The organism is Streptomyces qaidamensis (assembly GCF_001611795.1).
Classification (GTDB): domain Bacteria; phylum Actinomycetota; class Actinomycetes; order Streptomycetales; family Streptomycetaceae; genus Streptomyces; species Streptomyces qaidamensis.
The window spans coordinates 5,864,792-5,888,106 of sequence record NZ_CP015098.1; the positions used below are offsets into that span (position 1 = coordinate 5,864,792).

The window sequence follows — 23,315 nt, forward strand, 5'->3', positions numbered from 1 at the left end:
AAGTGATACGAGTCGCGGTGGTGGACGACGAGCCACTGGTACGCACCGGACTGCGTGTGATCCTCGGTTCGGCGCCGGACATCACCGTCGTCGCCGACTGCGCCGGGGCGGGCGCGGTGGAGGCCGTGCGGGGCGGGCGGGTGGACGTCCTGCTGCTCGACATCCGGATGCCGGTCGTGGACGGGCCGACCGTGCTGCGGCAGGTCGCCGCACTCCCGCAGCCCCCCGCGGTGGCGATGCTGACCACCTTCGACGCCCGTGAACACGTGGACGAGGCGCTGCGCCGGGGAGCGGCCGGGTTCCTGATGAAGAACACCGCGCCGGAGCAACTGATCGACGCCGTACGGGCGCTGGCCGCCGGACGCCGGGTGCTGGCGCCCGAGGCGGTGGGCCAGGTGATCGACGGCTACCTGCTCTCCGGCCGTGACGAGGACGCCGTACGGCGGGTGCGGGCGCTCACCGACCGGGAGCGGCAGGTGCTCGCCCTGGTGGGAGCCGGGCTCAGCAACCGGGCCATCGCGGGCCGGCTGCACCTGGCGCACGGCACGGTCAAGGACCATGTGAGCGCCGTGCTGGCGAAGCTGGGCGGGCTCAACCGGGTGCAGGCGGCGGTGGTCGCGGACCGGGCGAACCTGGTCGACACGGGACCGGGGCGGCGATGAGCGGGGTGTCGGCGTCCGGTGCGCCTTCAGCCGCGGAAGGCGACGACGGGCCGCAGGCCCCCGGTGCCGTACGGCGGATCGCCTCCGGGGCGCTTCCGGTCGTGGTCGCCCTCGTCGACGGACTGGTGGTCAACGGCCTCACCTCCGGGCACGGGACGTGGCTGGCGCTGGTCGCCGCCGGCGCGCTGCTGCTGCGGCGCCGGGCCCCCGAGGCGGCCGTCCTCGCCGGCCTGCCGGGGCTGTACCTCGGGCACATCGCCTTCGCCCCGCTGATCGCGCTCTACTGCGTCGCCGTCCGGCGCGGGCATGCCCTCGTCGGTGTGGCGGGCGCGGCGGCGGTCGCGGTGGCGTGGTTCCTGCCCCACCCGGCGGCCGGCGTCTCCTGGCTCGCCCTCGACCGGGAGACCGCGCTGCTGGCCCTGGACTGCTGCGGGGTGGCGGCGGGCGTCGTCGTCCTCGGCCGGTCGGTCCGGTCGCGGCAGGAGCGCCTGCGGGCGGCGACGGAGCGGCGGGCCTGGGAATACCAGGTCCTGACCGAACGGGTGCTGGTCACCGAACGCAACCGGCTGGCCCGGGAGATGCACGACGTCGTCGCCCACAAGGTGAGCCTGATCAGCCTCCAGGCCGGTGCGCTGCAGGTGGGCAGGCCCGGCGACACGGACGTGCGGACGACGGCCCGCACGATCCACGAACTGTCGGCCCAGACCCTCACCGAACTGCGCCACCTCGTGGGGGTGTTGCGTACGACGGGAGACCCCGGCGCGCAGGGCGCCCCGGGGGCCGGACTGGCCGACCTCACGGACCTGGTCCGCGACAGCGGCCTCACGGTGGACCTGGATGTGTCGATCCCCCCGGTCCCGGTGCCCGAGCCGGTCGAACGCGCCGCGTACCGCACGGTGCAGGAGGCGCTGACCAACATCCGCAAGCACGCCCCGGGTGCGCGGACGCGGGTACGGGTGCGCTGCGCGGCCGGCCTGCACGTCGAGGTGCACAACACCGCCCCCGGCCGCCTCCCCGCCCGGCCGGACCTTCCCGGCGGCGGCCACGGCCTGGTGGGCCTGCGCGAACGGGCCCACCTGCTGGGCGGCGACTTCCACGCGGCCCCCACGCCCGACGGCGGCTTCACCGTGAAGGCGGTCTTCCCGGTGGGGTGGACGGGCACGCGTCAGCCCTAGGAGGCTTCGTCCGCCGGAAACGGCGTGGGATCGTCGACCCACCCGGCCGCGAGGACCAGCCCGCTCTCACGGTGGACCGTCAGGAACCCGAAGGGGCGGTCGAAACAGGCCATCACCCGGGTCGTCTCGTACGGCGGCTCCTCCGGCGACCGGCCCTGGTAGACCGCGGCGAACGCCGCCACCGCCGCCGCCCTGAAACCCTCGGCCCCGAACGTGGCCGTCATGGTCTGCCGCGCGCAGTCCAGGACGAGCGGCGTGCGGCTCACGCCGGGATAGGGCGCGGCGCCCGGGGTGTTACGGGCGGCCGTCGCCAGACCGAACAGGTCGCGCGAGGCCAGCAGATCGTGCTCGGCCCGCAGGGTGAACTCCACGGTGAACAGCGACAGCGACGGCGGTTCGGGCGTGTGGGTGCGCCGCTTGAAGACGTGCAGCCCCGGGCCGGCCCCACCCTCCGGCAGCCGGCTTCCCGGCACCGCGTCCAGCGCGCCGGACAGAAGGCCCGTCCCGGCGCCCAGCACATCGTCCGGTCCCATCCGCTCCGTGCCCAGCAGCAGATGGACGTCGACCCCCGTCACGCCGCGCACGACCACCCGCGTGACGGCTCCCACTCCGGTGCGGGCCACGGTGACGCCGTCCAGGCCCGGAACCTCCCGCACGAGCCCCGCCCGGTCGTGGCGGCCGAGCCAGCCGCCGAAATGCCCCTCGAACGGCACCTCCCAGTCCGCCCCCAGAACCAGCGCACTGGCCACCACCAGGGAGGTGTCCGGCACCAGGTCCGCCCCCACCCGCTCGATCGCCCCACCGGTCCGCCCGGCGGCCCACGCGTCCAGCGCCCGCCCGTCCGCCGCCGCATCCCCCGTGAGGACCCCGTGAGCTCCCACCGGCAACCCCGCCGCCCACTCCTCGCGCAGCTCCACGAACCGCGCGGTCCACAGCCCCAGGGCGGACGACAGGCCGTCGATCCCGGTCAGCACCAGCACGAACTCCCGCGCCGCCGCACCCGCCTGACGGGCCGGCAGGCCCAGCGCCTCCTCCAGCTCCTCGCGGGCCGCGCCCGCCGCCCCGTCCGCGAGGAGCGCCAGCAGCGGCCAGACCCCCGCCGCCGAGAACACCGTGCCCGCGCGGACCTCCGAGGCCCAGCGGGCCGTCAACCGGTTCGCCGCCCGTACCGCCGTGTGCATCGACCGCATTCCGCCCCCGTCCCCCGCCCCCTACGATGCGCCCAGCCGTACGACGGACCCGTCCACCGCCTCAGCCAGGAGCACCGTACCCGTGTCGATACCCCCGCCCCCCGGGAACCAGCGGCCCCCGGACCCGTACGGCCCGCCCCTGGCCGGCCGGCCACAGCCATACGGCCCGTACGGCCCCGCCGGGCGTCCGTACGGCACCCCGGTCTCCGTCAACGCCCTGGCCGTCGCCGCCCTCGTGCTCGGCGTGCTCTGCTTCCTGCCCGCCGCCGGGCTCGTGCTGGGGCTGATCGCCCTGCGGCAGATCCGGCGGTCCGGGCAGAGCGGGCGGGGCATGGCGATCGCCGGGTCGGTGCTGTCGTCCGCCGGGATCGTGCTGTGGGCGGTCGTGCTGTCCACGGGAGTCGTGTCCGAGGTCTGGGAGGGCGTCAAGGACGGTGCGCGGGGCAACGGGAGCCTCTCGCTGGCCAAGGGCGACTGCTTCGACGCGCCCGGAGGGCTGGAGGGCGACACCTACGACGTCGACCGGGTGCCGTGCGAGGCCCGGCACGACGGCGAGGTGTTCGCGGTCGTCACGCTGCCGGGCGGCGCCTTCCCGGGCGACGCGAGGATCACCGGCATCGCCGACGAGAAGTGCTACGCCCTCCAGGACCGGTACGCGATGGACACCTGGGCCATGCCGGCCGATGTCGAGGTGTACTACCTGCTGCCGTCCCGGGAGAGCTGGCGGTTCGGCGACCGCGCGATCACCTGCCTCTTCGGCAACACCGAGGCCGGGCTCAAGCTGACCGGCTCCCTGCGCGGCGATCCCACCACGCTCGACACCGACCAGGTCGCCTTCCTGTCCACGGCCAACGCCCTCGACGCGGCGCTCTACGAGGAGCCCGAGAAGACCCCCGACGACGACCTCCCCGCCCACCGGGCCTGGGCCACCCGCGTCCACGGCGTGCTCGGCGAGCAGATCGGGGCCCTGCGCGGGCACGCCTGGCGGGCCGATGCCCGCAAGCCCGTCGCCGGCCTGGTGGCGGACCTGGAGGACGCCCGGGAGGAATGGCGGAAGGCGAGCACCGCCCGTGACGCCGACACGTACTACACGCACTACGACAAGGCGTACGGGCTCGTGGGCGGCCCGGCGACCGTCACGGCGCGCAAGGCCCTCGGGCTGGTGGCGACCCCGCCGGCCCGAGGGGAGGACGAGAGTGGGGACTCCGAATCGCAGGTGTGAGGGCGGCCATAGCGGGGAGAAACCGCCTGCGTAAAGCCCTCAGGGCCACCATGTCATCACATCGAGTGATTCTCTGGCCTTTGCTTGCACCGCAGAACCTACGGTTGCCACGCTGTTGCTGTCTGTACAACCTGATGGGAGCGGCCAGTGACATTCGGTGAGCAGCCGGCGTACCTGCGCGTCGCGGGTGATCTCCGCCAGAAGATCGTCGATGGTCAGCTGCCACCGCACACCCGCCTGCCCTCCCAGGCCAGAATCCGCCAGGAGTACGGGGTCTCGGACACCGTCGCGCTGGAGGCCCGCAAGGTGCTCATGGCGGAAGGCCTGGTCGAGGGCCGCTCCGGCTCGGGGACGTATGTGCGCGAGCGGCCCGTGCCCCGGCGCATCTCCCGCTCCGGCTACCGCCCGACGGGCGGGGCCACCCCGTTCCGCCAGGAGCAGGCCGACGGCGAGGGCCGCGGCACCTGGGAGTCCAGCAGCGAGCAGTCCGAGGCGAGCGTCGCGGTCGCCGAGCGGCTGGGCATCGAGCCGGGTGAGCGGGTCATGTGCACGCGGTACCTCTACCGCGAGGGCGGTGAGGCGATGATGCTCTCCACGTCCTGGGAGCCCCTCGCCGTGACGGGCCGGACGCCCGTGATGCTGCCGGAGGAGGGGCCGGTCGGCGGCATGGGCGTCGTCGAGCGCATGCGCGCCATCGACGTGATCGTGGACAACGTCACGGAGGAGGTCGGCGCCCGTCCCGGCCTCGCCGAGGAACTGCTCGTCCTGGGCGGCGTCCCGGGGCATGTGGTCCTGGTCGTCCAGCGCACGTTCTACGCCTCCGGCCGCCCGGTCGAGACGGCCGACGTGGTCATCCCGGCCGACCGGTACCGGGTCGCCTACCACCTTCCGGTCAAGTAGCCGGCGCTCACATCCGCCCCGCGGTGCGCTCCTCGCGCGCCCCGCTCACACCGTCGCCGTGCGGACCGTCCCGGGGCGCGGTGGTGCACGTCCCGGGGGCGTTCGTCATGTGCGCAGGTCGACGGGCGTGTCTGCGGTATGCCTCCGGCTGGTTGCGCTGAGGTACGCGGACGGCGCGTTCGTCGGCGTGCGCCCCCTGGGTTCTGGCTGGTTGCGTACCTCTTTGTGAAAAGCCGTATTCGCTCCGTGAAGGTTAGGCGTAGGGTCGGGCATATGCGTATTGCGGTTTCCTTAGCGGGTGGGGTACGGCACAGGCCGCGGATGGGAAGTGGAGGGGCGCGATGAACGACAGCACGGTCACTCTTCCCTGGCTCGTGATACGAGAGGACGACAACGGCAACCGCTACCGCGTGGGCCGGTACGCGACCCGGGCCGAGGCCCAGAAGATCGCGGACAGCCTCGACGGTCGCGGCCACAAGCAGCTGTACTGGGTCGAGCGGCTCGGTCAGAACGGGTCGGCCGTGGCCCACGACTGACCCCGCGGGGCGCCCGGGGAGGTGCCCGGAGGCCGGCAGGGCTCCCGTAGGCTCCCCGCATGAGTGAGCGGATCGTCGTAGGGGCCGCGCTGGTCGAGGACGGGCGGCTGCTGGCCGCCCGGCGCAGCGCGCCCGCCGAGCTGGCCGGGCGCTGGGAGCTGCCCGGTGGCAAGGTCGAGCCCGGGGAGACGGCCGATGCGGCGCTCGCGCGGGAACTGCGCGAGGAACTCGGCGTCGACGCCGAGGTGGACGGCCGCGTCCCGGGGGAGTGGCCCCTCAGAGCGCCCTACGTCCTGCACGTGTGGACCGCCCGGCTGCGACCCGGCTCCGCACCCCCCGAGCCCCTGCAGGACCACGACGAGCTGCGCTGGCTCGGCCCCGGCGAGATCTGGGACGTGCCCTGGCTCGACCAGGACGTCCCGGCGGTACGGCAGACGCTCGCACACCTGGGAGTCGTCGAAGGCCTCGTCCCTCGCGGTCCTGTCCCGGGCGGGCCGGAAGGGCCCGGCGCCTGAAGCTCGCCGGGGGCGTACGGACTCATCGCATGGTCATGGGAGCGCCCCCTGCGCCTTTCGTGTCACGGTGCGCCACCCCGCGTGGTACTCCACCCCGGATATCGGGTATGTGCCCATTAACCCCATGAATTCGGACATGGGTGAGGGTTCCTGTCTGGGAAGTGATCGGGGTGATCGACACCGAGGGTGACTGCGCCGAGTGGACCTTTCCCGCCGAACCGGGTGCCGTGCGCACCGCCCGCCAGGCCGTGCGCGGCCAACTCCGCCGCTGGACCCTCGACGGTCTCACCGACCTCGCGGCGCTCCTGGTCAGTGAGTTGGTGACCAACGCGCTGCGGCACGCCACGGGCCCCATCGGCGTCCGCCTGGTACGCCCCTCGGGCCTGGGCGGCGTCCTCCTGGTCGAGGTCTCCGACCCCCTCCCGGACCCGCCCCGTGAGCGCGCCGCCCGCCTTGAGGACGAGAGCGGCCGCGGACTGCACCTGGTGGCCTCCTCCTCCCGCCGGTGGGGCACCCGGCCCGGCGTCTCGGGCAAGACGGTGTGGTTCGAACTCGCGGTGCCGGAGTGAAAATCCGGTGTACGTACGTCCTACCGCTGTAGAGCGATTGGTTCAGGCCAGTGGCGGTTGCCGGCGGACGGGGTTCGACGACGTGTCCCCTGGTTAGAAGACTGGAAGTGTTGTCACGGTCCGGACCGAAAACCATCGGGACCGTGCTGTGATCGTGAACACCGTGTTGTGCGGCACCGTAGTGCTGGATACTGCGGGCAGCCGCCCCCGGTGACCGGTGCCGGGCGCGGTGAGCTGGAGGGGACGGTTCGCGTGAGCGAGATACCAGCGAAGGCCACGGAGTCCGAGGACCCGTCGGAGGGCGCGAGGGTGAGGGCTGCCGACGGCCTGGCCTCCACGGTGGGAGGTGCGCTCGCGGCCGACGGGGTCCCGCAGGGGGACGCCATGTGGCAGAGCAGTCCCCCCGGATCCATCTACGACTACATCAAGGTCGCGTCCTTCTCCATCGGCCCCGACGGGCTGGTCGAACAGTGGAGCCTGCGCGCCGAGCACCTCTTCGGCATCCCCGCCGACCGCGCCGTCGGCATGGATCCCATCGAGGCGTTCATCGATCCGCGCCACCGCGAGCGCGGCATGCGCAAGATGGCCGAGATCCTCGACGGCCGCGAATGGACCGGCGTGGTGCCCTTCCGGATGCCGAGGGGCGTCGAGGGGGAGTGCGGCCACGAGGGGCTCGCCGAGGTGTACGTCATGCCGACGCGCACCGAGGAGGGCGACAAGGCTGCCGTCTGCATCGTCGTCGACGTGCGCACGCTGCGCAGCATCGAGACCGACCTCGCCGCCTCGCAGGCCATTTTCAGTCAATCCCCGTTCGGTTTCCTGCTGATCGACCCCGATCTGCGGGTCCGCCGCGTCAACCAGCGGTTCGCGTCCATCTTCGGCGGCGCGCCCGACGACCACCGCGGCAAGGGCGTCCACGACTACCTCCAGCGCAGCGAGGCCGACCGGGTCGCCGCCACGCTGCGGCGGGTGCTGGAGACCGGCAGCTCCATCACCGACATGCACGTCACCGGCTTCGTGCCGGGCTCCGACGAGCGCCGCCACTGGTCCGTCAACCTCTACCGCGTGCACAGCGGTTCGGGCCGCCCCATCGGGATCGCCTGGCTCGGCATCGACATCACCGCCCGCCGCGCCGCCGCCCGCGAGGCCGCCGCCGCCCGGCGCAACCTCGCCCTGCTGAACGAGGCGGGCGCCCGCATCGGCAACTCCCTCGACCTGGAGACCACGGCCCGGCAACTCCTCGACGTCGTCGTCCCCGGCTTCTGCGACCTGGCCACGGTCGACCTCTACCAGGGCCTGCTGGCCGGCGACGAGACCCCGCCCGGGCTCGCCGACGGCAGCGCCGAGCTGCGCCGGGTCGCCTTCGCCAGCGCCGTCTCCGACGCGCCCTTCACCGGCACCGGCGCGCCCGTCGCGGTGGGCGCCGTCCACCACTACCCGTTCAACTCGCCCTGTGCGGACGCCCTGCGCACGGCCCGCCCGCAGACCGTCCCGGGCGAGGACGGCGGGCTGGTGCAGTCCACGCTCGCCGTGCCGATGGTCGCCCATGACACCGTCGTCGGGCTGGTGCAGTTCGCCCGGACGAAGGGCAGCGAGCCGTTCGGAGACCGGGACCGCGACCTCGCCGTGGAACTGGCCGCCCGTGCCGCGGTCTGCATCGACAACGCGCGCCTCTACCGCCGCGAGCACGAACGCGCGTTGATACTGCAGCGGTCCCTGCTCCCGCCCGGCGACCCGGAGGCCTCCGGCCTCGACATCGCCTGCCGCTACCTGCCCGGCAACGTCAACACCGGCCGGCCCAGCGAGGTCGGCGGCGACTGGTTCGACGTCATCGAACTGCCCGGGCACCGCACCGCGCTGGTCGTCGGCGACGTCATGGGCCGCGGCCTGCGCGCCGCCGTCGCCATGGGCGAACTCCGCACCGCGGTCCGTACCCTGGCCCAGCTCGACCTGGAACCGGCCGAGGTGCTCTCCCAGCTGGACGAGATCGCCCGCGGCCTCGGCGCCCCCGGCGGGGTGCAGCAGGCGACCCGGGCGGCCCGCCGCCCCCGCGAGGCGGACCTGTCTGAGGTGTACCTCGCCACCTGCGTCTACGCCGTCTACGACTCCGTCACCCGGCGCTGCACCTTCGCCAACGCGGGTCACTTGCCGCCCGTGCTGGTCGAGCCGGGCGAGCCGGCGCTGATGCTCGACGTGCCGCCGGGCCTGCCGCTCGGTGTCGGCGGGGAGCCCTTCGAGGAGGTCGAGGTGGACCTGCCCGAGAACGCCCTGCTCGCGCTCTACACGGACGGACTGGTCGAAAGCCGCGACCACCCCCTGGACGAGGGGCTGCAGGCCTTCGTCAGCGCGCTTGCCGACCCCACTCAGCCGCTTGAGGACGTCTGCGACCACGTCCTCAACACCCTCGACACCCACCACGGCGAGGACGACATCGCGCTGCTGATGGCACGTGTACAGGGACTGCCCACGGATTCCGTCGGCGACTGGACCCTGCCACGCGAGCCGCGCAGCGTGGGCCGGGCCCGGGAGTACGCCCGCGCCCAGCTGCTCGCCTGGGACATGGAACCCCTGGTCGACACCACGGAGCTGCTGGTCAGTGAGCTGGTCACCAACGCCCTGCGCTACGGCGAGGGCGAGATCCGCCTGCGCCTCCTCCTCGACCGCACCCTGGTCTGCGAGGTCTGGGACTCCGGCCTGGTCCAGCCCCGCCGGCGCCGCGCCCGCGACACCGACGAGGGCGGCCGCGGCCTCCAGCTGGTCGGCCTCCTCAGCGCCGCGTGGGGCTCCCGCCGCACGCCCCGGGGCAAGACGGTGTGGTTCGAACTGCCCCTGCCGGGCGGCGACACCAGCCTGACGGATCCGGCGGAGGCGCTGCTGAGCCTGTTCTGACGGCAACCGAACGTCCGTACTGATCGTCATCCCCGGCAACACCATCCGCAACACCTGGGAGACGGCATGGACCGCACGGAAGGCACCACCCCGACCGAGGCGGCCGCCGAGAGCCCCGCGCAGGACGCTCCCGCACCCAAGGGGGAAGGCAAGCGGCGCCGACGCTGGATCAGACGCACGGCGCTCGCCGTGGTCCTGGTCCTGCTGGTCCCGCTCCTGGCCGTTCTGACAGCCCTCCGCATCAACTACGCGGGCGACCCGGCCGACGGCACCCGCACCCGCGACCGCGACGCCCTCTGGCTCGGCCACGCCTGGGTCGACGGCCGCAAGAAGGACGCCGACGTCACCGCCCTGGCCCGCCGCCTGCGCGACACCGGCATCCGCGACCTCTACGTCCACTCGGGTCCCCTGGAGCACGACGGCACCCTCCCGAAGTCGGTCTATCCGAGGGCCCGCTGGTTCATCGACGCGGTGCACGAGAAGCTGCCCGGCGTCCGCGTCCAGGCCTTCCTCGGCGACGTCCTGGCCTCCGAGAACAGCGAGGGCATGCTCCTGAACGACCCGGACACCCGCGCGGCCGTCGTCCGCTCCGCCCGTCAGGTCCTGGACACCGGCTACGAGGGCATTCACCTCGATCTGGAACCCATGCCGTCCGGCGACCGCGACTTCCTCGCCCTGCTCGACTCCCTGCGCCGCGAGACCCGCTCCCGCAACGCCCAACTCTCCGTCGCCGCCCATCAGATCGACCCGCTCCCGGCCCTCCACACCGTGTTCGGCCTCTTCACCGAGCACCCCAAGTGGTGGTCGCAGGAGTTCTTCGGCCAGGTCGCCCGCCGCGTCGACCAGATCGCCGTGATGTCGTACGACACCGCGCAGCCGCTGGAGAGCACCTACGGCGGCTACGTCGCCCAGCAGACCTCCCTCGCCCTGGAGGTCACCCCGCCCTCCACCGACCTGCTGATGGGCCTGCCCTTCTACTACGAGAGCAACTTCGACCACTGGGGCCACGCCGAGACCGTGCCCGCATCGGTCCGGGGCGTCCGTCTCGGCCTGTCCCGCACGGACGCGGACCGGGCCCGCTTCGGCGTCGCGCTGTACATCGATTTCGCCGCGACCGAGGCGGACTGGCGCGCCTACAAGGAAGACTGGGTCGGGTGACCCCGACCCGACGCCCCCTCACCACCACCGACCTGGCCCCCCTGGCCCGCGCCGCCCTCGGCCCGGGCCGCACCCTCACCGGCGTGGAACGCGTGCGCGGCGGCACCAAGAAGGGCGTCTACCGGCTGATCCTCGACGACGACTCCACCGCCGTCGCCTACGTCTGGTCCGCCGACGAGGACTACTGGGACCAGCCGGACCCCGACCCCCGGGACGTCTTCTCCCACGGCACGGGCCTCGGCCTGTTCACGGCGGCCCACGACCGCCTGGCCGCAGCCGGAGTCCGCACGCCCCGTCTCCGGTTCGCCGACTCCACGCACACGCACCTGCCCGCGGACGCGGCCGTCGTCGAGGACCTGACCGGCGGCAGCCTGGAGGACGCCCTGGCCCGCGACCCCGGCGCGGCTCCGCAGGCCTTGGAGCGGATGGCGGAGCTGCTCGCCACCCTGCACAGCCACACCGGTCCCCGCTTCGGGAAGGTCGCCGTCGTGGACGCCGGCGGTTCCTCCTACGGCGATTCCTGCGAGCAGCGCATCACCGAAGGGGCCCTGCGCTCCGTGGCCGAAGCCGCCGCACGCGACCCTCGTGCGGCCGCCGCGCGCCGCGAGCTGGAGGAGGAGATCCACGCGCTGGTCGCCGAGGTCCGGCCCCGCGACCGACACACCCTCATCCACGGCGAACTCGGGGCGGACCACGTCCTGCTCACGCCCGGGGGACAGCCCGCGCTCATCGACATCGAAGGCCTGATGTACTCCGACGTGGAGCACGAGCACGTCTTCCTCCGGCTCCGCTTCGGCCCCCACTACGACGCCCTGCGCGCCCCGGGCCTGGACGAGGCACGCCTGCGCCTGTACCGGCTGGCGATGCACATCGGCCTGGTCTCGGGTCCGCTGACCCTCATCGAGGGCGACTTCCCGGACCCGGGACGCATGCGGGGGATAGCGGAGCACAACCTCCACGAGGCGCTCAGCCTGCTGAAGAGCGCCTCCTGATCTTCGAGCCCAGCCAGACCAGCGGGTCGTACTTGCGGTCCGCCGCCCGCTCCTTCAGCGGGATCAGCGCGTTGTCCGTGATCTTGATGCCCTCGGGGCAGACCTCCGTGCAGCACTTGGTGATGTTGCAGTAGCCGAGGCCGTGCTCGTCCTGGGCGGTGGTCTTGCGGTCCAGGCCGGTTTCCGCCGCCGCGTCCAGCGGGTGCATGTCCAGCTCCGCCACCCGCATCAGGAAACGGGGCCCGGCGAACGCCTGTTTGTTCTCCTCGTGGTCACGGACCACATGACAGGTGTCCTGGCACAGGAAGCACTCGATGCACTTGCGGAACTCCTGCGAGCGGTCCACGTCCTCCTGCATCATCCGGTACTCGCCCGGAGCGACACCGCCCGGCGGCACGAAGGCCGGGACCTCCCTGGCTTTGGTGTAGTTGAAGCCCACGTCGGTGACCAGGTCGCGGACGACCGGGAACGCCCGCAGCGGCGTCACCGTGATCGTCTCCTCCCGGTCGAACACCGACATGCGCGTCATGCACAGCAGCCGCGGCCGGCCGTTGATCTCCGCCGAGCAGGAACCGCACTTGCCCGCCTTGCAGTTCCAGCGCACGGCGAGGTCGGGCGTCTGGGTGGCCTGGAGGCGGTGGATGATGTCGAGCACCACCTCACCCTCGTTGACCTCGACCTCGAAGTCCTCCAGGCCGCCGCCGTTCACGTCCCCGCGCCACACCTTGAAGTGGGCCGTATAGCCGCTCATTCGTAGAGCTCCTCTTCGGAGAGGTACTTGACCAGCTCCTCCTTGTCGAACAGGGCGAGCAGGTCGGCACGGACGGGTTCGGTGGTCTCACGGGTGAGGGCGATCTGGCCGCGGACCGGGTCCGTCGCCGCCAGGCCGCCCGTCGGGTCGGTGAGCGCGCACAGCAGGTTGATCCGCCGCCAGGCGCGGTCCATCCCCGGATGGTCCTCGCGCGTGTGGCCGCCGCGCGACTCGGTGCGCTCCAGCGCGGCCCGCGCCACACACTCGCTGACCAGCAGCATGTTCCTGAGGTCCAGGGCGAGGTGCCATCCCGGGTTGAACTGCCGGTGCCCCTCGACCCCGGCCCGGCGCGCCCGGACCCGCAGCTCGGCCAGCTTCTGGAGGGCCTGCTCCATCTCCGCCTCCCGGCGGATGATGCCGACCAGGTCGTTCATCGTCTGCTGGAGTTCCTGGTGCAGGGTGTACGGGTTCTCCGGCGGGCCGCCGGCGGGCTCCTCGATCTCCGCCTCGGCCGAGAAGGGCCGCAGGGCCTCGGCGGCGGCCGCGTCGATCTGGACGTCGTCCACGACGGGCCGCGCCCCGGACAGCCCCGCCGCGTGATCGGCCGCGTGCCGGCCCGCCCGGCGGCCGAACACCAGCAGGTCGGACAGTGAATTGCCGCCGAGCCGGTTGGAGCCGTGCATACCGCCGGCCACCTCACCGGCCGCGTAGAGGCCGGGGACCCCGCGCGCCGCCGCCGTGTCGGACTCGACCGCGACCCCGCCCATCACGTAGTGGCAGGTGGGCCCGACCTCCATCGCCTCCGCGGTGATGTCGACGTCCGCCAGCTCCTTGAACTGGTGGTACATCGACGGCAGCCGCCGCTTGATGACCTCGGCGGGCATCCGGGTCGACACGTCGAGGAACACGCCCCCGTGCGGGGAGCCGCGCCCCTCCTTCACCTCGGCGTTGATCGCCCGCGCGACCTCGTCGCGGGGGAGCAGCTCGGGCGGGCGCCGGTTGTGGTCCGGGTCGTCGTACCAGCGGTCGCCCTCCTCCTCCGTCTCGGCGTACTTGTCCTTGAAGACGTCGGGGATGTAGTCGAACATGAACCGCTTGCCGTCGGAGTTGCGCAGCACACCGCCGTCGCCGCGCACCGACTCGGTGACGAGGATGCCCTTCACCGACGGCGGCCAGACCATGCCGGTCGGATGGAACTGCACGAACTCCATGTTCAGCAGGGGAGCGCCGGCGAGGAGCGCCAGCGCGTGGCCGTCGCCGGTGTACTCCCACGAGTTCGACGTCACCTTGAAGGACTTGCCGATGCCGCCGGTGGCGATCACCACGGCCGGTGCCTCCAGCACGAAGAAGCGGCCCGACTCGCGCTCATAGGCGAACACCCCGGAGACCCGGCCCCCCTCCTTCAGCACGCGGGTGACCGTGCACTCCTGGAAGACCTTCAGCCGGGACTCGTAGTCGCCGGTCTCCCTGAAGTCCTCCTGCTGCAGGGAGACGATCTTCTGCTGGAGGGTGCGGATCAGCTCCAGGCCGGTGCGGTCGCCGACGTGGGCGAGGCGCGGGTACTCGTGGCCGCCGAAGTTGCGCTGGGAGATCCGGCCGTCCTTGGTGCGGTCGAACAGCGCCCCCCAGGTCTCCAGCTCCCACACCCGCTGTGGCGCCTCCTGGGCGTGCAGCTCGGCCATCCGCCACTGGTTGAGGAACTTGCCGCCGCGCATGGTGTCGCGGAAGTGCACCTGCCACGTGTCGTTCTCGTTGGCGTTGGCCATCGCCGCGGCGATGCCGCCCTCGGCCATCACGGTGTGTGCCTTGCCGAACAGCGACTTGCAGATCACGGCCGTACGGGCGCCCCGCTCGCGGGCCTCGATGGCGGCGCGCAGGCCCGCGCCGCCCGCGCCCACCACGACGACGTCCCACTCCTGCCGGTCGACCACGGACATCAGCTGGGCCTCATCCCTCTAGAAGAAGCGCGGATCGTCGAAGGCACCCGACGCGACCAGGTAGACGTAGAAGTCGGCGAGCGCCACGCTCACCAGCGACGCCCAGGCGAGCTGCATGTGCCGGGCGTTGAGCTTCCCGGCCCACTGCCACATCCGGTAGCGCACGGGATGCCGGGAGAAGTGCTTGAGCTTGCCGCCGACGATGTGCCGGCAGGAGTGGCAGGAGATCGTGTACGCCCAGATCAGCACGATGTTGACCAGGAACACGAGCGTGCCGAGCCCCATGTGGCCCCACGCGTAGGTCTCGTCGCGGAAGGCGAGCACCGTGTCGTACGTGAGGATCCCGGCCACGAGGAGCGCGGCGTAGAAGAAGTACCGGTGGATGTTCTGCAGGACCAGCGGGAAGCGGGTCTCCCCGCTGTACTTCCTGTGCGGCTCGGCCACCGCGCAGGCCGGCGGGGACGCCCAGAAGCCGCGGTAGTAGGCCTTGCGGTAGTAGTAGCAGGTCAGGCGGAAGCCGAGCGGGAAGATCAGGATGATGATCGCGGGCGAGATGCCCCACCAGCTCCCGAAGATCTCCCAGTTCGGGCCGGCCTTCATCGGCTCGCAGTTCTCCGCCAGGCAGGGGGAGTAGAAGGGCGAGACGTACGGCGCCGCGTAGTAGTCGGCGTTCGCGAAGGCCCGCCAGGTCGAGTACACGATGAACGCGAGCAGACCGGCCGCGGTGCCGGCCGGGGCCAGCCACCAGCGGTCGGTCCGCAGATGCGGGGCGGCGATCGCGGCGCGCCTGCTGCCCCGCACACCGCCGCTCTCAGGTCTGGGTTCGGTGGCAGGAGGTTCCGTACCAGTGGCCACGTGACGACTCCGGTCGGGTTCGGGGGAGGTGCCGGTCGCGCTCGACTCCTCCCCGGGTCAGGGAGCGCGCCGGTCCCGGGCGCCGAGCCCCTCGTCGTCCGAGTCGCTCCACAGGGCGGAGTCGTACGGCGTGTCCGAGATGGTGACCAGCTCGGGGCGGGTCGGTGCGGCCGGTGACGCGGCGGCGTCGCGCAGCAGGGCGACGCTCTCGCGCAGGTGGTTGGCGTCGGCACGGACGCGGCGCATCTCCAGGCCGCCGGTGCCGAGCTGCTTCTCCAGGCGTCCCAGCGAACGGAACACTTCGTCGAGACTGCGCTGGACTGACGTCAGTTCGTCGTGAACGGACATGACTTGCCCTCACTTCCACGGGTCCTTCGCGGCCCAAGGCGGCAACGTTCATGCGCCTGCGAGTGTTGCGCGTCACACCTTGTGCTGTGAAGGGATGTGCATCGATTGGCCGAGGCGCGTGGGTGCACTGTGCGGTGCGTTGCGCCGCACGGGTGGCTTCCCGCCCGTGACCGCCGTGTCGCCCTGTGTTGCCGAACCCTTTCCTCTTCAGTGGCCGCATACATCAGATGAACTCCAAATACCGCCAAAAGTGATCATAACGCCCGCGGCTTCCCGGAGGTAGCACAGATGTCCCAGCACGGTGTCGGCCCGCGCGCGGTCACGCGCTCGGTCGCCTTCCTCACCGCAGGAGTGCTCGCGGTGCCCGCGCTCGCCGGATGCGGCTCCGAGGACCCCGCCGGCAAGCCGCTCGCCGCGCCGGACATCCAGTCCGCCCCACGCGACCGGATCGCCGACGGCGGCACCCTGCGCTGGGCCGTCGACTCCGTGCCCGACACGCTGAACACCTTCCAGTCGGACGCCGACGCCACCACCACCCGCGTCGCCCAGGCCGTCCTGCCGTCGATGTTCCGCATGGACGACTCCGGCCGCCCGGAGCGCAACCCCGACTACCTGGAGTCCGCCGAGGTCGTCGACACCGAACCCAAGCAGGTCGTCCTGTACAAGCTCAGCCAGCAGGCCGTCTGGAGCGACGGCCGGGAGATCGGCGCCGCCGACTTCGCCGCCCAGTGGCGCGCCCTGTCCGGCAAGGACACCGCCTACTGGACCGCCCGCAACGCCGGCTACGACCGCATCCAGAAGATCGAGCGCGGCGACAGCGCCCTGGAGGTCCGGGTCACCTTCAGCCGCCCCTACGCCGACTGGCGCTCGCTGTTCTCGCCGCTGTACCCGAAGGACGTCATGGGCACCCCGGACTCCTTCAACGACGGAGCCCGCAAGAAGCTCAAGGTCACCGCCGGCCCCTTCACTGTGAAGAAGGCCGACCGCGAGGACGGCGAGATCACCCTCACCCGCAACCCGCGCTGGTGGGGCGAGCCGGCCAGGCTCTCCGAGATCGTGCTGCGCACCGTCCCGCGCGACAAGCGGGCCGCGGAGCTGGCCGCCGGCACCCTCGACCTGGCCGAGATCGACCCCGCAGCGGCCCGCCGCATCACCGTCGCCGCCCGCCCCCACAGTTCCAGCAGTCCGCTGATGGGCCCGGACGCCGAGCGGTCCGCCGCCGACTCCCTGCACTCCTGGGCCGTCGCCAACGGCTCCGACGAGGACGCCGCCGACGAGGAGACCGTCGCCCGCAAGAAGCTGCGCCGGGCGGCCGTCAAGTACGCCCGGCAGCAGCGGGCCCTCAGCGGCTTCGAGGTCCGCAAGTCCCTGGAGCCCGCCTACACCCAGCTCGCCCTGAACGGCGCCGAGGGCCCGCTCACCGACGAACGCGTCCGCAGGGCCGTCGCCCGCGCCCTGGACCGCAAGGAACTCGCCCAGGCCGTCCTCAAGCCCCTCGGCCTGCCCGCCGTCCCGGTCGGCAGCCACCTCGCCCTGTCCGGCCAGGCCCACTACGCCGACAACAGCGGCGCCCTCGGCGGCCAGGACACCAAGGAGGCCCAGGCGCTGCTCGCGGACGCCGGGTGGGTACGCGGCGGCCCGGTCAAGGAGCAGAAGAAGGAGAAGGCGGCCGGGCCCGAGGGCGAACAGGCCGACGACACCGGCGAGGACAACAAGGCCCAGCACGGCCCGGACCCGGCCGGTCACCTCGCCCAGGACGGCAAGCAGTACAAGCCGCACCAGGGCGGCGCCCCCGGCGCGTACGCCCCCCGGGGCACCGCCGCCCCGGCGAACCAGGAGGCCGCCCGGCTCGCCAAGAACGGCAAGGCGCTCACCCTCCGCTTCGTGCTCCCCTCCGGGCCCGGCTCCCAGACGCTGCGCACCGTCGCGGACCGCATCTCCCGCATGCTGGAGCGCGTCGGCATCGGCACGGAGATCTCCAAGGTCTCCGACGAGTCCTACTTCAAGGACCACATCGCCTCCGGCCAGTACGACCTCGCCCTGTACTCCTGGCCCGCCACGGCGTACCCGGCCACCGACGCCCGCCCCGTCTTCGCCAAGCCCGTCCCGGCCGCCGACGGCTCGCTGAACGTCGAGCAGAACTACACACGCGTCGGCACCGACCAGGTCGACCAGCTCTTCGACGAGGCCGTGGCCACCCTCGACGAGGGCGAGTCCCGCTCCCTGATCCGCAAGGCCGACTCCCGCATCTGGGCGGCGGCCGGCTCGATCCCCCTCTTCCAGCGCCCCCAGCTCCTCGCGGCCCGCAAGAACCTCGTGAACGCCGGCGCCTTCGGCTTCGGCACACCGGTCTACGAGGACATGGGCTTCCTGAAGAAGGGCGCGAAGCCGGCGTCGGGCCCCTCGGCGAAGGGATCCGACGCCCGGTAGCTCTGGGTACGCTCAAACGCCTTGCCGTCCCCGCCCGGCGTCCGCACCATGAGATCAGCAGCGATCATGGTCTGGGCGCCGGGCGGCGTCCGCACACGGGGGACGGGAGCCGGCGGATGCGCGGCATGGTGGGGCGGGCCTGCACGGCCGGGCTGGTCACGGGGGTACTGGTGACGGGGCTGACGGCCTGTACGGGGGCGGGTGACGACGGGGACGGCAAGGCCGTGGCCTGCGCGGACGGTGCGTACGCCTGGTCGGGCGTCCGGCGCGAGGAGCGGCTGACCGAGCTGTCCGACCCGATCATGTTCAAGAAGAAGACCAGCACCTACACCTCCCGCCTCAAGCCCCTCGACGACACGGTGAACCGACCCTCGGTGACCGGTACACCCGACGGCGTCGGCGCGGCAGGGGTGATCAAGGCTCTGGGCAAGCACCTGAAGGCCGAGGAACCGCTCGCGGGCCCGTCCGAGACGGAGGTCCCGGAGCAAGGCCACTACTTCGAGGTGGCGACCGGCGACCTCAAGGGCGCGTACTACTCCTGGGGCTACACCAAGCTGGTCACGGCCGACTTCACGTACACCTGCGGAGACAGCGAGCCCGTCAAGGGGCACGTGCGGACCTGGGAGGGCACCGGCAGTGGCTTCATGCCCTGTTCCGAGCCGCCCGAAGGCGTGGCAGGCCGTGCGGCGGCCGGTGAACTGTGCCCTGCGGACTCCCGTGCCGCGAGGGCGGCGGACTGAGCCGAGCCGTCCCCGAGCGGCCCCAGTGCCCCGCCCGGGCCGCCGGGTGCCGTGAAGGATGCCCTGGAACCCTCGCCACCTGCGTATACGTCTCCCGGCACACCCCATCGGCAGCGCACCCGTACCATGGGGTGAGGCCGTGGCACGTTCAGCCCGGCAGGGCCCGCGCACCGCAGACGTCCGCGCAGGGCATTCCTCACACTCCGGGAGTACGCCTTCTTATGGCCACGCGCCACGACATCCGCAACGTCGCTATCGTCGCCCACGTCGACCACGGCAAGACCACCATCGTCGACGGCATGCTGAAGCAGGCCGGTGCCTTCGCCGCCCACCAGCTCGAAGGCGTCGACGACCGCATGATGGACTCGAACGACCTGGAGCGTGAGAAGGGCATCACGATCCTGGCCAAGAACACGGCGGTGAAGTACCACCCGAAGGACGGGGGGGACGTCATCACCATCAACATCATCGACACCCCCGGCCACGCCGACTTCGGCGGCGAGGTCGAGCGCGGTCTGTCGATGGTCGACGGTGTCGTCCTGCTCGTGGACGCCTCCGAGGGTCCGCTCCCGCAGACCCGCTTCGTGCTGCGCAAGGCGCTCCAGCAGCGGCTGCCCGTCATCCTGTGCATCAACAAGACGGACCGCCCGGACTCCCGGATCGACGAGGTCGTCAACGAGACGTACGACCTCTTCCTCGACCTGGACGCGGACGAGGAGCAGATCGAGTTCCCGATCGTCTACGCCTGCGGCCGCGACGGCATCGCCTCGCTGACCAAGCCGGACAACGGCACGGTCCCGGCAGACTCCACCAGCCTGGAGCCGTTCTTCTCCACGATCCTGGAGCACATCCCGGCCCCGACCTACGACGAGGCCGCCCCGCTCCAGGCCCACGTCACCAACCTGGACGCCGACAACTTCCTCGGCCGTATCGCGCTGCTCCGCGTCGAGCAGGGCGAGCTGCGCAAGGGCCAGACGGTGGCGTGGATCAAGCGCGACGGCACCATCAGCAACGTCCGCATCAGTGAGCTGATGATGACCGAGGCGCTGACCCGCAAGCCCGCGGAGATGGCCGGCCCCGGTGACATCTGTGCCGTCGCCGGTATCCCGGACATCATGATCGGCGAGACCCTCGCGGACCCCGAGAACCCCATCCCCCTGCCGCTGATCACGGTCGACGAGCCCGCGATCTCCATGGTCATCGGCACCAACACCTCGCCGCTGGTCGGTCGTGGCGGCACCGGCAAGGGCGCCGACAACAAGGCGGCCGTCAAGGACCGCAAGGTGACCGCGCGTCAGGTCAAGGACCGCCTCGACCGTGAGCTGATCGGTAACGTCAGCCTCCGGGTGCTGGACACCGAGCGGCCGGACGCCTGGGAGGTGCAGGGCCGTGGTGAGCTGGCGCTGGCCATCCTGGTCGAGCAGATGCGCCGTGAGGGCTTCGAGCTGACCATCGGCAAGCCGCAGGTCGTCACCAAGGAGGTCGACGGCAAGACGTACGAGCCGGTCGAGCGCATGACGATCGACGTGCCCGAGGAGCACATGGGTGCGGTCACGCAGCTCATGGGTGTCCGCAAGGGCCGCATGGACAACATGTCGAACCACGGTTCCGGCTGGGTCCGCATGGAGTTCGTGGTGCCGTCCCGCGGTCTCATCGGCTTCCGGACCGAGTTCCTGACCCAGACCCGTGGCACCGGCATCGGCCACTCCATCCACGAGGGCTTCGAGCCCTGGTTCGGCAATCTGCAGACCCGCAACAACGGCTCCCTGGTCGCCGACCGCTCCGGTTCCGTCACCGCCTTCGCGATGACGAACCTCCAGGAGCGCGGTGTGCTGTTCACGGAGCCCGGCACCGAGGTGTACGAGGGCATGATCGTCGGCGAGAACTCGCGCTCCGACGACATGGACGTGAACATCACCAAGGAGAAGAAGCTCACGAACATGCGGTCCTCGTCGGCCGACTCGTTCGAGGCGATCGTGCCGCCGCGCAAGCTGTCGCTGGAGCAGTCCCTGGAGTTCTGCCGTGACGACGAGTGCGTGGAGGTCACCCCGGAGGCCGTGCGTATCCGCAAGGTGAACCTGGACGCCCGCGAGCGCGCCCGCGCCGCGAGCCGCGCCAAGCACGGCTGACGCCTGCCGCAGTACGACAGCACCGGGCACTCCGCGTGAGCGGGGTGCCCGGTGCCGTTGTCTGAAGGGGAGGTGGCGCACAGGCAGGGGGTAGGGAAAACCCTCGACTTGCCGGTGACAGCCGTCAGGGGCGGTCTTCTCCCACTACCCTGCTGCGGAAGTGCCCTGCCTCCCCGGTTCCGGGGAACGCACAACGGCCTTGCCGCACAAGCCCCTTGAGCGCGCGACAGACTCCGGTGGAACCCTGCACGGGACCCACGGTACGTCGCAAGCGGTTTTCTCACTCTCGCGTCCGGAATGCGGACAGTCGTTACCGATAGATGTGTAACAAGTCCGTTTCGCAGGGATCTCTCACCAAACCCTTTGTCCGGATTTTGGAAGATGTATACGCGAGCTGTGATCGAACCGAGACCTCGTGGGTGTGGTTCGGCCCTGGCGTTTGGCAGATAGTTAGGCGCGTAGAGCTCGGATGTACGGGTCAGTAGCCGACAGCGGCGCGACTCACGAGCGCGGGGGCACTCGACGAATTCCGGCACCGGCGACGGGCGGGGGCCGTGATGTGTCGTGTGCTCCCTTCGCGGTGAACCAATGACTTCTTTAGGAGGAACCCATGCGCGGTGCCAAGAGCGCCAAGTGGGTCGCGGGGGCGATTGTCGTCGCCCTGGCCGCCACCGCCTGCGGCGGCAACGGTGATGGTGAGGGTGAGAGCAAGGGTTCCGGGCCTGCCGGCTACGTCTCGATCGACGTCGGCGAGCCCCAGAAGCCGCTGATCCCGGCTGACACCAACGAGTCCAACGGCTCGTACGTCATCCAGTCCCTCTTCACTCAGCTGCTGGACTTCGACGCCAAGGGCAATGTCGTCTACACGAACGCGGAGTCGGTCACCACCGACGACTCCAAGACGTGGACGGTCAAGCTCAAGAAGGGCTGGAAGTTCCACAACGGCGAAGAAGTCACCTCCAAGTCGTACATCGACGCTTGGAACTGGTACGCCAACATCAAGAACAACCAGCAGAACTCCTTCTGGTTCCAGGACATCAAGGGCTACGACGATGTCCACCCGGAGAAGGGTGACCCGAAGGCCGAGACCATGTCCGGTCTGAAGGCCGTGGACGACCACACCTTCACCATCGAGCTGAAGTACACGATGCCGTACTTCAACTACAAGCTCGGCTACACCACGTGGGCCCCGCTGCCCAAGGTCTTCTACGACGACCCGAAGGCCTTCGGCCAGAAGCCGGTCGGCAACGGTCCCTACAAGTTCGAGAAGTGGGACCACAAGAAGCTCATCCAGGTCAAGGCCTGGGACGAGTACCAGGGCCCGAACAAGGCGAAGAACAAGGGCGTCCAGTTCAAGGCGTACACGACGCTCGAGGCCGCCTACAAGGACGTCGTCTCCGGCAACCTGGACATGATCCGCCAGGTCGGCCCGACGGACCTGCCGAAGTACAAGCAGGACCTCGGCGACGGCGCCATCGAGCAGCCGTACGCGGCCATCCAGACGCTGACCCCGGCGTTCTACTCCAAGACCTTCAAGGACATCGACCCGAAGGTCCTGCAGGGTCTGTCGATGGCGATCGACCGTGACACGATCACCAAGACGGTTCTGAACAACACCCGGACCCCGGCGAAGTCCTTCACGCCGCCCGGTGTCAAGGGCAACCAGAACCTGGACACCGACGTGTTCACGTACAACCCGGAGAAGGCCAAGAAGCTCATCCAGGAGGGTGGCGGCGTCCCGGGCAACAAGTTCACCATCCAGTACAACACCGACGGTGGCCACAAGGAGTGGGTGACCGCGGTCTGCGGGTCCATCCGCAAGGCCACCGGCGTCGACTGCGCCGGCGACCCCAAGCCGGACTTCGCCACGGACCTCGAGGCCCGTGACAACGACCAGGTGAAGGGCATGTACCGCGGTGGCTGGGTCGCCGACTACCCGGTCAACGCCAACTTCATGAAGGAGCTGTACCACACCACCGCCGAGGCCAACAACGGCAAGTTCTCCAACAAGGAGATCGACGGGCTGATGGACAAGGCCGACAAGGCCAAGTCCCTCGACGAGTCGGTGAAGGCCTTCCAGGAGGTCGAGAAGAAGCTGGTCGACCACATGCCGGCCATCCCGCTCTGGTACTACCGCATCAACGGCGGCCACGGTAAGAACGTCGACAACGTCAACGTCGACTTCCACGGTGACCTCGAAGTGTGGGCCGTCACCACCAAGTAAGAGGAGCCCTCCGGGCTTTTCCCACTCGGCCGTAAGCCCACCGCCGATTCAGGCGGCGGTGGGAGGTGCGTGGGGCCGTCTCGTCATCGGGAG

Annotated in this window: 19 protein-coding genes; 14 read left to right on the forward strand and 5 right to left on the reverse strand. The window is 71.1% G+C overall.

Features of this window, described 5'->3' with window-relative positions; all coding sequences use genetic code 11:
- Window positions 1-2: 2 nt before the first annotated feature.
- Window positions 3-662: a response regulator gene (locus tag A4E84_RS26160; RefSeq protein WP_062928882.1), complete on the forward strand. Its 660-nt coding sequence runs from the start codon at window positions 3-5 to the stop codon at window positions 660-662.
- A complete protein-coding gene (locus tag A4E84_RS26165; protein WP_062928883.1) occupies window positions 659-1,837 on the forward strand; it encodes a sensor histidine kinase in 1,179 nt (392 codons plus the stop codon). Before A4E84_RS26160 ends, A4E84_RS26165 begins: the two co-directional genes overlap by 4 nt.
- Here A4E84_RS26165 and A4E84_RS26170 read toward each other — a convergent pair.
- Window positions 1,834-3,018: a serpin family protein gene (locus A4E84_RS26170; RefSeq protein ID WP_335340837.1), complete on the reverse strand. Its 1,185-nt coding sequence runs from the start codon at window positions 3,016-3,018 to the stop codon at window positions 1,834-1,836. The genes A4E84_RS26165 and A4E84_RS26170 overlap by 4 nt on opposite strands.
- A gap of 91 nt (window positions 3,019-3,109) precedes the next feature.
- Between A4E84_RS26170 and A4E84_RS26175 the strand changes: the two genes are divergently transcribed.
- The 8 genes from A4E84_RS26175 to A4E84_RS26210 all read left to right on the forward strand — a co-directional run bounded on the left by A4E84_RS26175 (window position 3,110) and on the right by A4E84_RS26210 (window position 11,808).
- On the forward strand, window positions 3,110-4,249 hold the full coding sequence (locus tag A4E84_RS26175) for a DUF4190 domain-containing protein (protein ID WP_062931626.1): 1,140 nt from the start codon (window positions 3,110-3,112) through the stop codon (window positions 4,247-4,249).
- 147 nt (window positions 4,250-4,396) lie between these two features.
- Window positions 4,397-5,149 carry a GntR family transcriptional regulator gene (locus A4E84_RS26180; protein ID WP_062928885.1) on the forward strand — a complete coding sequence of 251 codons (753 nt, stop codon included), beginning with the start codon at window positions 4,397-4,399 and terminating at the stop codon, window positions 5,147-5,149.
- A gap of 341 nt (window positions 5,150-5,490) precedes the next feature.
- Window positions 5,491-5,685, forward strand: a complete 195-nt coding sequence (locus A4E84_RS26185) for an SPOR domain-containing protein (protein WP_031132511.1) — start codon at window positions 5,491-5,493, stop codon at window positions 5,683-5,685.
- A 59-nt stretch (window positions 5,686-5,744) separates the two neighbouring features.
- The gene (locus tag A4E84_RS26190) at window positions 5,745-6,200 is read left to right on the forward strand and encodes a (deoxy)nucleoside triphosphate pyrophosphohydrolase (protein WP_062928886.1); all 456 of its coding nucleotides are present in this window, start codon (window positions 5,745-5,747) and stop codon (window positions 6,198-6,200) included.
- Window positions 6,201-6,361: 161 nt separating this feature from the next.
- The gene (locus A4E84_RS26195) at window positions 6,362-6,769 is read left to right on the forward strand and encodes an ATP-binding protein (RefSeq protein WP_174569516.1); all 408 of its coding nucleotides are present in this window, start codon (window positions 6,362-6,364) and stop codon (window positions 6,767-6,769) included.
- Between the two features lie 252 nt (window positions 6,770-7,021).
- The gene (locus A4E84_RS26200; protein WP_062928888.1) at window positions 7,022-9,658 is read left to right on the forward strand and encodes a SpoIIE family protein phosphatase; all 2,637 of its coding nucleotides are present in this window, start codon (window positions 7,022-7,024) and stop codon (window positions 9,656-9,658) included.
- Window positions 9,659-9,724: 66 nt separating this feature from the next.
- Entirely contained in the window at window positions 9,725-10,816 is a 1,092-nt protein-coding gene (locus tag A4E84_RS26205) for a glycoside hydrolase family 18 protein (RefSeq protein ID WP_062928889.1), read from the forward strand.
- Window positions 10,813-11,808 (forward strand): phosphotransferase family protein, encoded by a 996-nt coding sequence (locus tag A4E84_RS26210; RefSeq protein ID WP_062928890.1) that lies wholly within the window; start codon window positions 10,813-10,815, stop codon window positions 11,806-11,808. Before A4E84_RS26205 ends, A4E84_RS26210 begins: the two co-directional genes overlap by 4 nt.
- Here A4E84_RS26210 and A4E84_RS26215 read toward each other — a convergent pair.
- The 4 genes from A4E84_RS26215 to A4E84_RS26230 are packed head-to-tail and all read right to left on the reverse strand — an operon-like array spanning window position 11,783 to window position 15,699.
- Window positions 11,783-12,559, reverse strand: coding sequence for a succinate dehydrogenase/fumarate reductase iron-sulfur subunit (locus tag A4E84_RS26215; protein WP_062928891.1), 777 nt, complete (start codon window positions 12,557-12,559; stop codon window positions 11,783-11,785). The genes A4E84_RS26210 and A4E84_RS26215 overlap by 26 nt on opposite strands.
- The gene (locus tag A4E84_RS26220) at window positions 12,556-14,496 is read right to left on the reverse strand and encodes a fumarate reductase/succinate dehydrogenase flavoprotein subunit (protein WP_062928892.1); all 1,941 of its coding nucleotides are present in this window, start codon (window positions 14,494-14,496) and stop codon (window positions 12,556-12,558) included. The genes A4E84_RS26215 and A4E84_RS26220 overlap by 4 nt, the downstream gene beginning before the upstream one ends.
- 18 nt (window positions 14,497-14,514) lie before the next feature.
- On the reverse strand, window positions 14,515-15,351 hold the full coding sequence (locus A4E84_RS26225) for a hypothetical protein (protein ID WP_062928893.1): 837 nt from the start codon (window positions 15,349-15,351) through the stop codon (window positions 14,515-14,517).
- Between the two features lie 57 nt (window positions 15,352-15,408).
- A complete protein-coding gene (locus A4E84_RS26230) occupies window positions 15,409-15,699 on the reverse strand; it encodes a hypothetical protein (protein ID WP_062928894.1) in 291 nt (96 codons plus the stop codon).
- A gap of 288 nt (window positions 15,700-15,987) precedes the next feature.
- Here A4E84_RS26230 and A4E84_RS26235 point away from each other — a divergent pair, with 288 nt between their 5' ends.
- From A4E84_RS26235 to A4E84_RS26250, 4 genes are all read left to right on the forward strand, one after another.
- Window positions 15,988-18,129, forward strand: coding sequence for an ABC transporter family substrate-binding protein (locus A4E84_RS26235; RefSeq protein ID WP_062928895.1), 2,142 nt, complete (start codon window positions 15,988-15,990; stop codon window positions 18,127-18,129).
- 116 nt (window positions 18,130-18,245) lie between these two features.
- Window positions 18,246-18,869: a hypothetical protein gene (locus A4E84_RS26240; RefSeq protein ID WP_237305007.1), complete on the forward strand. Its 624-nt coding sequence runs from the start codon at window positions 18,246-18,248 to the stop codon at window positions 18,867-18,869.
- A 221-nt stretch (window positions 18,870-19,090) separates the two neighbouring features.
- The gene (gene typA, locus A4E84_RS26245; RefSeq protein ID WP_062928896.1) at window positions 19,091-20,998 is read left to right on the forward strand and encodes a translational GTPase TypA; all 1,908 of its coding nucleotides are present in this window, start codon (window positions 19,091-19,093) and stop codon (window positions 20,996-20,998) included.
- A gap of 610 nt (window positions 20,999-21,608) precedes the next feature.
- On the forward strand, window positions 21,609-23,222 hold the full coding sequence (locus A4E84_RS26250; protein WP_062928897.1) for a peptide ABC transporter substrate-binding protein: 1,614 nt from the start codon (window positions 21,609-21,611) through the stop codon (window positions 23,220-23,222).
- The last annotated feature ends 93 nt before the right edge of the window (window positions 23,223-23,315 follow it).